Annotated in this window: 14 protein-coding genes; 10 read left to right on the forward strand and 4 right to left on the reverse strand. The window is 63.6% G+C overall.

All coding sequences use genetic code 11. The annotated features are described in order from the left end of the window. Nucleotides 1-45 precede the first annotated feature (45 nt). From NKI17_RS03280 to NKI17_RS03320, 9 genes are all read left to right on the forward strand, one after another. Nucleotides 46-2,340: a bifunctional salicylyl-CoA 5-hydroxylase/oxidoreductase gene (locus NKI17_RS03280; RefSeq protein ID WP_352570269.1), complete on the forward strand. Its 2,295-nt coding sequence runs from the start codon at nucleotides 46-48 to the stop codon at nucleotides 2,338-2,340. Further along, the gene (locus NKI17_RS03285; protein ID WP_023676835.1) at nucleotides 2,337-3,110 is read left to right on the forward strand and encodes an SDR family NAD(P)-dependent oxidoreductase; all 774 of its coding nucleotides are present in this window, start codon (nucleotides 2,337-2,339) and stop codon (nucleotides 3,108-3,110) included. Before NKI17_RS03280 ends, NKI17_RS03285 begins: the two co-directional genes overlap by 4 nt. Next, entirely contained in the window at nucleotides 3,104-3,574 is a 471-nt protein-coding gene (locus NKI17_RS03290) for a MarR family winged helix-turn-helix transcriptional regulator (protein WP_023676834.1), read from the forward strand. Before NKI17_RS03285 ends, NKI17_RS03290 begins: the two co-directional genes overlap by 7 nt. Next, nucleotides 3,571-4,383, forward strand: a complete 813-nt coding sequence (locus tag NKI17_RS03295; protein ID WP_023676833.1) for an enoyl-CoA hydratase family protein — start codon at nucleotides 3,571-3,573, stop codon at nucleotides 4,381-4,383. Before NKI17_RS03290 ends, NKI17_RS03295 begins: the two co-directional genes overlap by 4 nt. Nucleotides 4,384-4,607: 224 nt before the next feature. Next, a complete protein-coding gene (locus tag NKI17_RS03300; RefSeq protein ID WP_352577490.1) occupies nucleotides 4,608-5,756 on the forward strand; it encodes an acyl-CoA dehydrogenase family protein in 1,149 nt (382 codons plus the stop codon). Between the two features lie 72 nt (nucleotides 5,757-5,828). After that, nucleotides 5,829-6,224 carry a RidA family protein gene (locus NKI17_RS03305; RefSeq protein ID WP_023676831.1) on the forward strand — a complete coding sequence of 132 codons (396 nt, stop codon included), beginning with the start codon at nucleotides 5,829-5,831 and terminating at the stop codon, nucleotides 6,222-6,224. 178 nt (nucleotides 6,225-6,402) lie between these two features. Beyond that, nucleotides 6,403-7,194, forward strand: coding sequence for an ABC transporter substrate-binding protein (locus NKI17_RS03310; RefSeq protein WP_352570264.1), 792 nt, complete (start codon nucleotides 6,403-6,405; stop codon nucleotides 7,192-7,194). Nucleotides 7,195-7,303: 109 nt separating this feature from the next. Then, nucleotides 7,304-7,978: an amino acid ABC transporter permease gene (locus NKI17_RS03315; protein WP_292656040.1), complete on the forward strand. Its 675-nt coding sequence runs from the start codon at nucleotides 7,304-7,306 to the stop codon at nucleotides 7,976-7,978. Between the two features lie 30 nt (nucleotides 7,979-8,008). Next, nucleotides 8,009-9,301: a cysteine desulfurase-like protein gene (locus NKI17_RS03320; RefSeq protein WP_352577489.1), complete on the forward strand. Its 1,293-nt coding sequence runs from the start codon at nucleotides 8,009-8,011 to the stop codon at nucleotides 9,299-9,301. On the opposite strand, the gene NKI17_RS03325 is transcribed toward NKI17_RS03320, so the two are convergent. Beyond that, nucleotides 9,232-10,104: an NAD(P)H-dependent oxidoreductase gene (locus tag NKI17_RS03325; RefSeq protein WP_352905391.1), complete on the reverse strand. Its 873-nt coding sequence runs from the start codon at nucleotides 10,102-10,104 to the stop codon at nucleotides 9,232-9,234. The two genes, NKI17_RS03320 and NKI17_RS03325, sit on opposite strands and share 70 nt — an antisense overlap. A gap of 93 nt (nucleotides 10,105-10,197) precedes the next feature. Between NKI17_RS03325 and NKI17_RS03330 the strand changes: the two genes are divergently transcribed. Then, complete coding sequence (locus tag NKI17_RS03330) at nucleotides 10,198-11,118, forward strand: LysR family transcriptional regulator (RefSeq protein ID WP_352905392.1); 921 nt, start codon at nucleotides 10,198-10,200, stop codon at nucleotides 11,116-11,118. Nucleotides 11,119-11,140: 22 nt separating this feature from the next. Here NKI17_RS03330 and NKI17_RS03335 read toward each other — a convergent pair whose 3' ends face one another. Genes NKI17_RS03335 through NKI17_RS03345 form a run of 3 tightly spaced genes read right to left on the reverse strand, consistent with a single transcriptional unit; the run spans nucleotide 11,141 to nucleotide 13,765 of the window. Continuing rightward, entirely contained in the window at nucleotides 11,141-11,971 is an 831-nt protein-coding gene (locus tag NKI17_RS03335; RefSeq protein ID WP_352905393.1) for a dipeptide ABC transporter ATP-binding protein, read from the reverse strand. Then, complete coding sequence (locus NKI17_RS03340) at nucleotides 11,968-12,843, reverse strand: ABC transporter ATP-binding protein (protein ID WP_023676824.1); 876 nt, start codon at nucleotides 12,841-12,843, stop codon at nucleotides 11,968-11,970. Before NKI17_RS03340 ends, NKI17_RS03335 begins: the two co-directional genes overlap by 4 nt. Nucleotides 12,844-12,847: 4 nt before the next feature. Beyond that, nucleotides 12,848-13,765 (reverse strand): ABC transporter permease subunit, encoded by a 918-nt coding sequence (locus NKI17_RS03345; RefSeq protein ID WP_023676823.1) that lies wholly within the window; start codon nucleotides 13,763-13,765, stop codon nucleotides 12,848-12,850.

Here is a 13,765-nt window from a genome sequence, read left to right on the forward strand (position 1 = left end):
CTCAGGCGTAAACTCGACAAACAGAAGCGAAGAGGAGATCGCACGATGAAAGTTGCGGTTCTCGGCGGCGGACCAGCCGGGCTCTACTTTGCCATCTCGCTGAAGCTCAGGGATGCCGCGCATGAGGTCACGGTGTTCGAGCGCAACCGTGCCGATGATACGTTTGGCTGGGGCGTCGTGCTGTCGGCCGAAACGCTGGAGAACCTGACCAAGAACGACCCGGTCAGCGCCGTCTGGATCCGCAAGCATTTCGCCTATTGGGACGATATCGCCGTCATCCATGATGGCGTGCGCACGGTCTCGACCGGTCACGGCTTTTGCGGCATTGGCCGCAAGCGGCTGCTCACGTTGCTGCAGCGGCGGGCGCGCGAACTCGGCGTCAAGCTGGTCTTCGAAACCGACATCGCCGATCCCAAGCCATATATGGAGACGCACGACCTGGTTGTCGCCGCCGACGGGTTGAACTCGAAAGCGCGGAGCGCCTTCGTCGACGTGTTCAAGCCCGATATCGACATTCGTAGATGCAAGTTCGTCTGGCTCGGCACCCACCAGAAATTCGACGACGCCTTCACCTTCATCTTCGAAAAGACCGAGCATGGCTGGGTGTGGGCGCATGCCTACCAGTTCGACAGCGATACCGCGACCTTCATCGTCGAATGCAGCGAGCAGACCTGGCAGCGCTTCGGCTTCGGCGCGATGTCGCAGCAGGAATCGATTGCCGTCTGCGAGCGCATCTTTGCCCGTCATCTCGGCGGCCACGCGCTGATGACCAACGCCAATCATATCCGCGGCTCGGCGTGGATTAATTTCCCGCGCGTCTTGTGCGAACGCTGGTCCTACAAGAACCTGGCGCTGATGGGCGACGCGGCGGCGAGCGCGCATTTCTCGATCGGTTCCGGCACCAAGCTGGCGCTGGAAAGCGCGGTGGCGCTGGCCGACTATCTCGAGTCCGAGCCAGACCTCGAGGCCGCCTTTAGCAAATATGAGGACGCCCGCCGCACCGAAGTGCTGAAGCTGCAGTCGGCGGCGCGCAATTCGCTCGAATGGTTCGAGGAGGTCGAGCGCTATCTTGGCCTCGATCCGGTGCAGTTCAACTATTCGCTGCTGACGCGTTCGCAACGCATCAGTCACGAGAATTTGCGGCTGCGCGATGCCGAATGGCTGGCCGGCGCCGAGGAGTGGTTCCAGCGCCAGGCCGGCGCCGGGGGCAACAATCTGCGTCGCGCGCCGATGTTCGCGCCGTTCCGGCTGCGCGGCATGGCGCTGCAGAACCGCGTCGTCGTCTCGCCGATGGCGCAGTACAAAGCGGTCGACGGCTGTCCGACCGATTGGCATTTCGCCCATTACGCCGAACGGGCCAAGGGCGGCGCCGGTCTCCTCTACATCGAGATGACCTGCGTCAGCGCGGAGGGCCGCATCACGCCTGGCTGCCCCGGTTTCTATGCGCCCGAGCATGAGGTCGCCTGGAAGCGGCTGGTCGAGTTCGTCCATGCCGAAACCGAGGCCAAGATCTGCGCCCAGATCGGCCATTCCGGTGCCAAGGGGTCGACCAGGCTCGGCTGGCAGGGAACCGACGTGCCGCTGCCCTTAGGCAATTGGCCCGTCATGGCAGCGTCTTCCGTGCCGTGGTCGCGGGAAAACCAGGTGCCTAAGGCGATGGACCGCGCCGACATGGATATGGTGCGCGACCAGTTTGTCGCTTCGGCCGAGATGGCGGCGCGCTGCGGCTTCGACATGCTCGAAATCCACGCCGCGCACGGCTATCTCCTGTCCTCCTTCATCACGCCCTTGACCAACCGGCGCACCGACTCCTATGGCGGCTCGCTGGAAAACCGCATGCGCTACCCCTTGGAAATCTTTCATGCGGTGCGCGCCGCGTGGCCGGCCGAGAAGCCGATCTCGATGCGCATCTCCGCCAATGACTGGCTGGGCATCGAAGGCGTGACGCCGGCCGATGCCGTAGAGATCGCGCGGCTGCTGCATGAGGCCGGCGTAGACATCTGCGACGTATCGGCCGGCCAGACTTCGGCCGTGGCAAGACCGGTCTATGGCCGCATGTTCCAGACGCCGTTTTCCGATCGCATCCGCAACGAGGTCGGCATGGCGACGATGGCGGTCGGCAATATCTATGAGCCGGACCACGTCAACTCGATCCTGATGGCGGGCCGCGCCGATCTCGTCGCACTGGCTAGGCCGCATCTTGCCGATCCGTATTGGACGCTGCACGCGGCCGTCATGCTTGGCGATCGCGGCGTCAAATGGCCGGATCCCTATCTGCCCGGCCGCGACCAGCTCTACCGGCTGGCCGAACGCGAAGCGGCAGCGGGGTTGAAAGTATGAGTGCCGCGGCGACGATTTCGGGGCGTCATGCGCTGGTCACCGGCGGCGGCTCCGGCGTCGGCCGCGCGATCGCGCTGGCGCTGGCCGGCGCGGGCGTTGACGTGACCATCTGCGGCCGGCGCGTGGAGCCGCTTGCCGAGGTCGCCGCGGAGAACAAGTCCATCTTCGCCATTGCCGCCGACGTCACCGACGAGACGTCGATGGCGTCGCTCTACGAGGCCGCGGAAGCGGCACGCGGAGCGTTCGACATCGTCGTTGCCAATGCCGGCATGTCCGGCAGTGCCCCGGCGCAGCGGACCTCGCTGGCAGACTGGCAGCGCACGCTCGACGTCAACTTGACCGGTACGTTCCTGACGGTGAAGCCGGCGTTGGCCGGCATGGCAGTGCGCAAGACTGGCCGTATCATCTTCGTCGCTTCCACCGCCGGACTGAAAGGCTATCCCTATGTCGCAGCTTACGTTGCCGCCAAGCATGGCGTCGTCGGCCTGATGCGGGCACTCGCCGTCGAGACCGCCAAGTCCGGCATAACAGTGAATGCCGTGTGCCCAGGGTTTGTCGAAACCGAGATGCTGGAGAGCACCGTCCAGCGCATCGTCCAAACGACCGGCCGCTCGTCCGAGCAGGCACGGACAAGCCTAGCCGCGACCAACCCGCAAGGCCGCTTCATCCAGCCGGAAGAAATTGCGGCCGCGGTACTTTATCTGTGTGGCGACGCCGCCCGGTCGATTACCGGGCAGACGATTTCGATCTCCGGAGGTGAGACATGGTAGCCGGTCCCCTGCCCGCCCCTTCCGGACCCGGCAAGGACCGCCTGCGGCTGTGGATACGCCTGCTGCGCGCCTCGCGCACCATCGAGGCCGAGCTGCGCGAACGACTGCGGCAAGAGTTCAACACAACGCTGCCACGCTTCGACGTGATGGCCGCGCTCTACCGCGCGCCGGAGGGCATGCTGATGAGCGATCTTTCGCGCTTCCTGCTGGTGTCCAACGGCAATGTCACCGGCATCATCGACCGGCTGGTCTCGGAAGGGTTGGTGATGCGGGCCCGACGCAATGGCGACCGCCGCACCTCGATGGTGCGGCTGACAGAAGAGGGATCGAAGATTTTCGCCGTGATCGCCGCCGCGCATGAGAAATGGGTCGGCGAGTTGCTGGGCAATGTGAGCGAGGATGAGGCGCGCCGGCTGACCGGCATGCTGACCTCCTTCCGCAGCAATTGGGAGGGACGGGAATGACGAAGCTGGCCGGCCGCAAGCCGAAGCATTTCCTCTGGCAGGTCGAAGGCAAGATCGCAAAGATCCGGCTCGATCGACCGGAGCGCAAGAACCCGCTGACCTTCGACAGCTATGCCGAATTGCGCGACATATTTCGCGACCTTGTCTACGCCGATGATGTCGATGCTGTGGTGGTCCTGCCCAATGGCGGCAATTTCTGCTCGGGCGGCGATGTCCACGAAATCATCGGCCCACTGGTCAAGATGGACATGAAGGCGCTGCTCGCCTTCACCCGCATGACGGGCGATTTCGTCAAGGCGATGCTGAATTGCGGCAAGCCGATTATTGCGGCGGTCGATGGCGTGGCGGTCGGCGCCGGCGCGATTATCGCCATGGCCTCCGATATCCGCATCGCCACGCCCCAGGCCAAGACAGCATTCCTGTTCACCCGCGTCGGCCTTGCCGGCTGCGACATGGGGGCCTGCGCGATCCTGCCGCGCATCATTGGCCAGGGCCGGGCCGCCGAGCTGCTCTATACCGGCCGCACGATGAGTGCCGAGGAAGGCGAGCGCTGGGGCTTCTACAACCGGCTGGTCGATACCGCAACGCTTGAGGCCGACGCGCTCGACATGGCCGCGCGCATCGTTTCCGGCCCGACCTTCGCCCATGGCATGACCAAGACGCAGCTGAACCAGGAATGGTCGATGGGTCTCGACCAGGCGATCGAAGCGGAAGCGCAGGCGCAGGCGATCTGCATGCAGACCCGCGATTTCGAGCGGGCGTACACGGCTTTCGTGGCCAAGGAGAAGCCGGTGTTCGAGGGAAATTGAGATGATCGCTTCCACGCTGGCGGGACAGCACCCCCCTCTGGCCTGCCGGCCATCTCCCCCTCAAGGGGGGAGATTGGATATCAGGCCCGCTTTCGCCAATCTCCAATATCGCAGGGAGAGCCGTGGCAGCGAAGCCGCCAATCTCCCCCCTAGAGGGGGAGATGTCCAGCAGGACAGAGGGGGGCGCCGTGGAGCGCCAGGGCCGGAGAATTGTGGAGGCAGCAATGCCTGACCGTTCCTTCCTCTCCTGGCCGTTCTTCGAGGATCGCCACCGCGATCTGGCGGAGCGGCTGGAGGCATGGTGCGCCAAGAACCTGCCGGTCGCGCATGACGATGTCGACGCGGCCTGCCGCGAGCTGGTGGCCAAGCTCGGCCAGGACGGCTGGCTGAAGCCGACGGCGCTCGATACTGACAGCCCTGCAGCACTCGACGTGCGCACGCTCTGCCTCACGCGCGAGACGCTGGCCCGGCATGACGGGCTGGCCGATTTCGCCTTCGCCATGCAAGGGCTCGGCACCGGCGCACTCAGCCTGTTCGGCACGCCCGACCAGCAGCACTGGCTGGCGAAGACACGGGCCGGCAAGGCGATTTCGGCTTTCGCGCTGTCGGAGCCGCGCTCGGGCTCGGACGTCGCCAATATGGAAATGACGGCCACGCGTGACCGCGACAGCTATCTCTTGTCCGGCGAAAAGACCTGGATCTCCAACGGCGGTATCGCTGACTTTTATGCTGTCTTTGCCCGCACCGGCGAAGCGCCCGGCGCCAAGGGGCTTTCCGCCTTTGTCGTGCCTTCCGAAACCGAGGGGCTGATCGTTGCCGAGCGGCTGGAGGTGATCGCGCCGCACCCGCTCGCCCGGCTGTCCTTCGACAATGCACGCATTCCAGCCTCGGCGCTGATCGGCAAACCCGGTGACGGTTTTCGCATCGCCATGTCCGTGCTCGACGTGTTCCGTTCGACCGTCGGCGCAGCGGCGCTCGGCTTTGCCCGGCGCGCGCTGGACGAAAGCATCACAAGAGTGGCCGAGCGCAGGCTGTTCGGTGCGCCGATGGCCGAGCTGCAGATGGTGCAGGGCCACATCGCCGACATGGCGCTGGATGTCGATGCCGCCGCGTTGCTGGTCTATCGTGCCGCCTGGACCAAGGACATGGGCGCGGCTCGGGTTACCCGCGAAGCCGCCATGGCCAAGCTGTTCGCTACCGACAAAGCGCAGGAGGTGATCGACAAGGCTGTGCAGCTGCATGGCGGCGACGGCGTCCGCAAGGGCCATATCGTCGAAAGCCTGTATCGCGAGATCCGGGCGCTGCGCATCTACGAGGGAGCGTCCGACGTGCAGAAGGTGGTGATTGCACGGCAAGTGATGGGAGCGGCCTGAGACAGGAGTTTGCGTGAAAATTATTGTCTTCGAGTTTTGAGCGACCGGATTTGAGCATTGGGAGGTTTTGACATGCACACCATCCTGCAGCCGGAAGGCTGGGCGAAACCCGTCGGCTACGCCAATGGCGTCGCCGCGCGTGGGCAGCTTGTCTTCGTCGGCGGGCAGGTCGGCTGGAACGGACAGGGCCGCTTCGAGACCGATGATCTTGTCGGCCAGGTGCGGCAGACGCTGGCCAATATTGTTGCTGTGCTCGCCGAGGCCGACGCCAAGCCGGAACATATCACCTCGATGACCTGGTACTTTACCGACAAGGCGGAATATTTGGCCAATCTCAAGGGGATCGGAGAGGTCTATCGCGAGGTGATCGGCCGGCATTTCCCGGCGATGGCCGCCATGCAGGTGATGGCGCTGGTCGAGGATCGCGCCAAGGTTGAGATCCAGGCCACGGCGGTTATTCCGGAGTGACGGCAACACGTGGCAATTTTTTAAGCTTAAAACTTTCGCCTTGAAAAGCGCGGTACTTTGGATAGCATCCAATGTCTTGCGACTGCCGTGCCGGGAGGGCTTTCCGGCAGTCCCGTCACTTGGCGCATCAAAACCGTGCGGGGCCAGACCCGTCCGATCACAACCAGAGGGAACGAAAATGAACTTCACCCGTCGCAACCTGCTGCTTCTTGCTGCTGCCATCGGCATCGCTGGCGGCCCGGCCTACGCCGAAGGCACGCTGAATGTCGGCGCCTATCCGACCAATCCGCCTTTTGAATACAAGAACGAGAGCGGCACGTTCGAGGGTTTCGAAGTCGACATCATCAATGAGGCGGCAAAGCGTATCGGCATGACCACTGATATCGCCGATCTCGGTTTCCAGGCGCTGTTCGCCGCCACCACCTCGAAGCGCATCGACGTCGCCATCTCGTCGATCACCATCACGCCGGAGCGGCTGAAGTCTCAGTCGTTCACGCAGCCCTACTATGATTCCGACATGGGCATCGCCGCGAAGGCCGACAGCCCGATCAAGGCCGAGGCCGACCTCAAGGGCAAGATCGTCGGCGTGCTGTCCGGCTCGACCGGCGAAGCCTGGGTCACGGCCCACCAGGAAGCGGACGGGTTCAGTGACGTCAAGGGCTACGACACGCAGCAGAATTTGCTGCTCGATCTCAGCTCCGGCCGCGTCGATGCGGCGGTCAGCGATATTCCGGGCCTGGAATATTCTTTCACCAGGATGAAGGATCTCGCCGTAAAAGAGCGCATCAAGACCGGCGAGCAGTACGGTCTGATGATGACCAAAGACCACCCGCTGCTCGGCAAGCTGAACGACGCGCTGACCGCGATGAAGAAGGACGGCACGCTGGCCGCGATCCACAAGAAGTGGTTCGGCAGCGACGCACCTGCCGATTCCTCGACCGTCAAGGAAATGCCTATGCCGAAGGCCTGAGCGGCAGTTCGCGCTTAAATGTCGTGCCGGCTTTCGATGCCGGCACGATTTCGGATTTCGGGCTCGGGCTCGAGCGTCGCGGGACGCCAAACGTTTCGGAAATGCTGCGATGTCGCTGCTGGACACCTTCTTCAACGCCGACGTCATGGTCTCCAGCCTGCCGGCGCTGCTGCGCGGTTTCCTGAACACCCTGCTGCTCGGAATCATGAGCATCGGCATCGGTATTCCCGTCGGCCTCGCGATCAGCCTGGTGCGGCTCTATGCGCCAAAGCCGCTTCGGCTGCTGGCTGTCGGCTACATTGACATTTTCCGGGCGATGCCGGTGCTGGTCGTGCTGATCCTGATCTACTATGCGCTGCCGTTCCTCGGTATTCGCCTGTCATCGTGGACGTCCGCGGTGATGGCCTTCGCCATCATCATGGCGGCCTATTCGGCCGAGGTGTTCCGCTCCGGTATAGAGAGCATTCCGCGCGGCCAGTTCGAGGCGGCGCAGGCGCTCGGCCTGCCGTTCTTGCTGACCTTGCGCAAGGTAGTGCTGCCGCAGGCGATCCGCGTCGTCATTCCGCCAATGACCAGCAATTGCGTTTCGATGTTCAAGGATACTTCGCTCGCTTCCACCGTGGCGCTGCCCGAACTGCTGAAGGAAGCGACCAACGCGCAATCGCTCTATGCCAATCCTTCACCGCTGATCGGCGCGGCGCTGGTCTATCTCATCTTTCTCTGGCCGATGGTCCGTCTCGTCAGCCTCCTTGAACGCCGCTTTCAAACCGAAAAGACCCGCTGAATCTGTCAGCGCACCTCGCAGGAGACGACCTTGAACCAGCATCAGATTTCGAAAACCGGCGATGCCGCAGCTTTCCCGGTCGAGACGATCCGCGCCATGTTTCCCGCCTTGCAGCAAGCCGGGGACTTCGTCTTCATGGACAATGCCGCCGGCGCGCAGATCCCGCAAAGCGTGCTCGATGCGGTCACCAACCATTTGGTCGCGCATAATGTGCAGCGCGGCGGCCGCTATGGCCGCAGCGTCACCGTCGACCAAGCCGTCGCCGGCGCTCGCGAAAGCGTGGCCTTGCTGATCAACGCCACCGACCCGGCGGAGATCTGTTTCGGCATGAACGCCACTTCGTTCATCCGCCTGGTCAGCCTCGGCATCGGCCAGATGCTTTCCGAGCGCCCAAACGGGGAGCGTGACGAGATCGTCATCACCGACATGGATCACGATGCCAATATCGCGACGTGGCTGGCGCTGGCGCCCGCCGGCGCCAAGTTCAAATGGTGGCGGATGCGCGAGGACGGCAATCTGCATGTCGACGATTTGCGCCCGCTGGTCTCAGAGCACACCCGGCTCGTCGCCTGCACGGTAACGGCGCATTCGATCGGCTCGATTGTCGACGTTGCCTCCGTGGCTGGGATTGCGCATGCGGCAGGCGCCGAAGTGTTCCTCGACTGCGTGCATTACGGGCCGCACGGGCTGATCGATGTGCAGGCCTGGGATTGCGACTATCTGGTCTGCTCCGGCTACAAGAATTTCTCGCCGCATATGGGCTTCCTGTGGGGCCGCTTCGAAACTCTGAAGCGCCTGCCGACCTTCCGCGAAGATTTCATCCCCGACGAGCCGCCCTACAAAATCGAGGCCGGTACCTTCATTTACGAGAACGTCTCCGGCATGGATGCCGCGGTGCGCTACCTCGAATCGATCGGCCGCAATTTCTTGTCAGAGAATAACCGGTCGCGCCGCGACAACATCGTCGCCGGCATGAATGCCATCCGCGACTACGAACAGGTGCTGGCGCGCGAAATGCTGGCGGTGCTCAAAGATTGCGGCGCGACGATCTACGGCGTGGCCGAAGAGGCACGCCTCAGCGAGCGCGTGCCGACCTTCTGCTTCAATGTCGGCACGCTGTCGCCGCAGAGGATCGTCGAGGAAATGGCCGAGATGCAGATCGGCGTTCGCGACGGCCACATGTATGCGCCGCGTCTGATGAAGCGGCTCAACCTCAGCATGGACAGCGGCGCCGTGCGCGCCTCGCTGGTGCATTACAATACGATCGAGGAAGTCCGGCGCTTCGGCGAGGCGCTGCGCACCATCATCGCCCGGCTGTCCTGATCGGACTGGGCGGCGGCGCCGGCGCGATCCTCGTGAAGCGCAAAGGCGGTCGCACCCGGGTTCTCCAAGCCGGGGCGCAATTGCATGCTTGGGATCAAGTAATCGCCGCCATTCTGCTGCCGATAACGAATGGGCCGGATTGTCTCGAGCGTTCGCATCCTTTCGCGCAGTCGCTCCGCGACAGGCTCGAAATCCGCCTCCCCGAAACGGTCCACCCTGTAAACCACGAACGGCGGAAGCACGTCGTAGCCCGGATAGTATAGAATCCCGTGATTGATCGGGAACAGCAGGTCGTCGATCGGGCCGTTGACGCCGCGGGCGGAATAATGCTCCTCCCAGCCGCCGGTGGTCACGATCAGCATTGCGCGCTTGCCGGCGAGCGTTCCCTCACCAAAGCGGTCACCCCACCGCTTGTCGCTGTGCTCGCCAACGCCATAGGCGAAGCCGTAAGCGTACACGCGATCGACCCAGCCCTTGAGGATCGCCGGCATGGCGTACCACCACAGCGGGAACTGGAGGATCAGGGTATCGGCCCATAGCAGCTTGTCGATCTCCACTTTGACGTCTTCGGTCAGAGTGCCGCTCCCAAAAGCTTTTTTGGAGGCGCCGGCCGGCAGGAAGCGTGCTTCAGGCGGCCACGACGGAAAGTCGGCACGGTCCACCTCGGCTTTCCAGCCATCGGCATAGAGGTCCGACACCCGCACCTCGTGGCCCTGGGCCTCGAGTTCCCTGATGGCGACGTCACGCAGCGCGCCGTTGAGCGAACGCGGTTCAGGATGAGCAAAAACAAGCAGGACTTTCATGGGTCAACTCCGAAGAAGGACGATAGACACCAAAGGTAGCCAGCCGTTGCCTGATCCGCTATATGTAGACAATGCATAAGATTATGCCGAATAATGGATAGATCTGACGTCACGCTCGAGCGTATTCGCACCTTTGTTCGCGTCGCCGAGCGCGGCAGCCTCTCGGCAGTGGCACGCGAACTCGGAGTTGGGCAATCGACGGTCACGCGGCATCTAAGGGAGCTCGAGGAGGCCGTCGGCGTGCCCTTGCTCGGCAGGACCACCCGGCGTGTCACGATGACCGATGAAGGCAGCCGTTACTATGCCGACAGCGTCCAGATCCTACGCCTCGTTGAGCAGGCCGGCGATGAGGCGCGGGGCGCGCGCGGCGCGTCGGCCGGCACGATCCGGATATCCTGCACGGCGGCGCTCGGGGTCTTACATGTCAGCCGGCTGATCTTCGCCTTTCAGGACCGCTATCCCTACATCGGCATCGATCTCAGCCTTACCGACGAGCGCATCAACCTTGTGCGGGAGGGCGTCGACATCGCGCTTCGCCTCGGCCCGCTCACCGACAGCTCAATGAAACTGCGGGCGCTCGGCCAGTCCCGGCGTCTGCTGGTGGCGGCGACGGCCTATCTGGCGGCGCGGGGCAGACCGGCTGTCCCGCAGGATCTGCCTGGCCATGAAGGCATCCGGATGTCGAACATCGCGGGAAGCGACACGCTCACCTTGCAGGGGCCGGGCGGCGAGACCTTTGCGGTGCCCTTTGGCGGCAGATTTCTGGTCGACCATGGGCTTGCTGCGCGCGAAGCCCTTGTCGCCGGACGCGGCATCGCACCCGCCCACCACTGGCTTGTCGACGATCTTCTGGCGGCCGACCGGCTGGAAGTGGTCCTGCCGGGCTATTTTCCGCCTCCCGTCCCGCTGAGCATGCTGATCGTTCCGGAGCGTGCGGGCATTGCCCGGGTGCGGCTGCTGGTCGACTTTCTCGCCGAGCAGATCTCCGGCATTCCGGGGATCGAGAAGCGGTAGCCGGCCGGCAAACCTCGCCGGATCAGGCGGCCTTCTTCTTCGCCAACCGTGCCTTGATGCTGGCAACGTCGGCACGCGGCGTCGCCGCGAACAGCGTCCTGGTGTAGCTGTGCTTGGGGTCGGCGAAGACCTCGTCGCGCGAGCCGTATTCGACCGCTTCGCCGAAGTACATCACCATCACGTCGTCGGCGATGTAGCGCACCACCGACAGGTCGTGGCTGATGAAAACATAGGTTAGCTGAAACTCGTCCTGCAGGTCGGCGAGCAGGTTCAGCACCTGCGCCTGCACCGAAAGATCAAGTGCCGAGACCGGCTCGTCCAGCACCAGAAGGCTGGGGTTGAGCATCAGCGCGCGGGCGATGGCGATCCGCTGGCGCTGGCCGCCCGAAAACATATGCGGGTAGCGATTAAAGTGCTCGGGGCCGAGACCGACCTTCTCTAGCATCTTCATGGCAAGATCGCGCCGCTCGTCGGCCGTGTTGTCGGTGTTGATGAGCAGCGGCTCGCCAAGCACGTCGCCGATCTTCTGGCGTGGATTGAGCGAACCATAAGGGTTCTGGAAGACGATCTGGACCTTGCGGCGCATTTCCTTCGACAGGCCGTTCCTGCCGATGTCTACCTTCTTGCCGTCGATGAAAAGCTCGCCGGAGGTCGCCGGGTCGATCAGGGTGATGATGCGGGCGAGTGTTGACTTGCCGCAGCCGCTCTCGCCGACGATGGCCAGCGTCTTGCCCTTGTCGACGCTGAACGAAACACCCTTGACCGCATGAACCGTACGGGAGGGGCGGAAAAGCCCGCCACCGACATGATAGTCGCGCACGATGTTCTTGCCTTCGACTACCGTCACGCTCATGAGGCGGTTCCTCCTGCGGACCGGGCTGCGACTACAGATGGGGCTGGCTCGAACAGCATGTCGGAAACAGTAGGCAACCGGTCGCCGACGGCGTTTTCGGGCAGCGCCGACAGGAGCGCGCGCGTGTAGTTGCTCTTGGGGGACTCGAACAGCGACAGCACGTCGGCCTCTTCCATCTTGCGGCCCTTGTACTGGACGATGACACGGTCGGCGGTCTCGGCAACCACCCCCATATTGTGGGTGATCATGATCAGGCCCATGCCATATTTGGCCTGCAGGCCGACCAGCAGATCGAGGATCTGCTTCTGGATGGTGACGTCGAGCGCCGTGGTTGGCTCGTCGGCGATCAAAAGCTTGGGATTACAGGCGATGGCGATGGCGATCATGACGCGCTGACACTGACCACCCGACATCTGGTGCGGGAAGGAGCCCAGCCGTTCCTCGGGGTCGGCGATGCCGACCAACTTCATCAATTCGATGGCACGCGCCCGGCGCTGGGCGCGGTCCATGCCCATATGGAAGCGCAGCACCTCCTCGATCTGGAAGCCGACGGTGAAGCACGGGTTGAGGCTGGCGACCGGCTCCTGGAAGATCATCGAAATGTCCTTGCCGACGATCTTGCGCCGCTCGGATGGGCCGAGCTTGAGCAGGTCGATGCCGTCGAAGGCCATGCGGTCGGCCCTCACCGTCGCGGTATTGGGCAAAAGCCCCATCACCGCCAGCATCGCCACCGACTTGCCCGAACCGGATTCGCCGACGATCGCCAGCACCTCGCGCGGTTCGACCGACAGGTCGATGCCTTGTACCGCCATGAATGGTCCAGCGGCGGTGTCGAAGGAAACGGTCAGGTTCTTGATCTCGAGAAGAGGCATTGGATTATGACCTCTTCAGCTTGGGATCGAAGGCATCGCGCAAGCCATCGCCGATCAGATTGATGGCAAGCACAGTGATCAGGATAGCAAGGCCGGGGAAGGTCACCACCCAAGGCGCGCGCAGGATGAACTCGCGCGCCGAGGCGAGCATCGTGCCCCATTCCGGCGTCGGCGGCTGCGCACCGACACCGAGGAAGCCGAGCGCCGCAGCCTCGAGAATAGCGTTGGAGAAGGACAACGTCGCCTGCACGATCAGCGGTGCCAGGCAGTTCGGCAGGATCGTCCTCACCATCAAGCGAAGATGACCGGCACCAGCCACCTTGGCGGAGATGACATATTCGCGGTTCTTTTCGGCCATCACGGCGGCGCGGGTGAGGCGCGCAAAATGCGGCTGCAGCACCAGCGCGATCGCCAGCATGGCATTGAAAAGGCCGGGGCCGAGGATCGCCACCAGCACCAGCGCCAGAAGCAGCGACGGGAAGGCCAGGATGATATCCATGATGCGCATGATCAGCGTGTCGACCCAGCCGCGGAAATAGCCGGCGAGCACGCCAAGCACGATGCCGCTGGTGAGCGAGAAGACAACGACCACCAGACCGATGAACAGCGAGAAACGCGCCCCGAAGATCAACCGTGAAAGCATGTCGCGGCCGACCGCGTCGGTGCCGAGCAGGAACATCGATTTGCCGCCTTCCTGCCAGGCAGGGGGTGCCAGCAGCGCATCGCGAAACTGCTCGTCGGGCGAATGTGGGGCGACGAACGGCGCAAAGATCGCCACCAGCACCAGCGCCGAAAACACGACAAGGCCGATGACCGCGCCGGTGTTCATCGAGAAGTAGTGCCAGAACTCGGCGAAAGCCCGTTGCCTGCCGCCTGTCGGGATGGAGGCGGCGGTAGCTTCGGCGGCGGATTCGTCGGTCAT

It is taken from the genome of Mesorhizobium sp. M0816 (assembly GCF_040320005.1).
Taxonomy (GTDB): Bacteria; Pseudomonadota; Alphaproteobacteria; order Rhizobiales; family Rhizobiaceae; genus Mesorhizobium.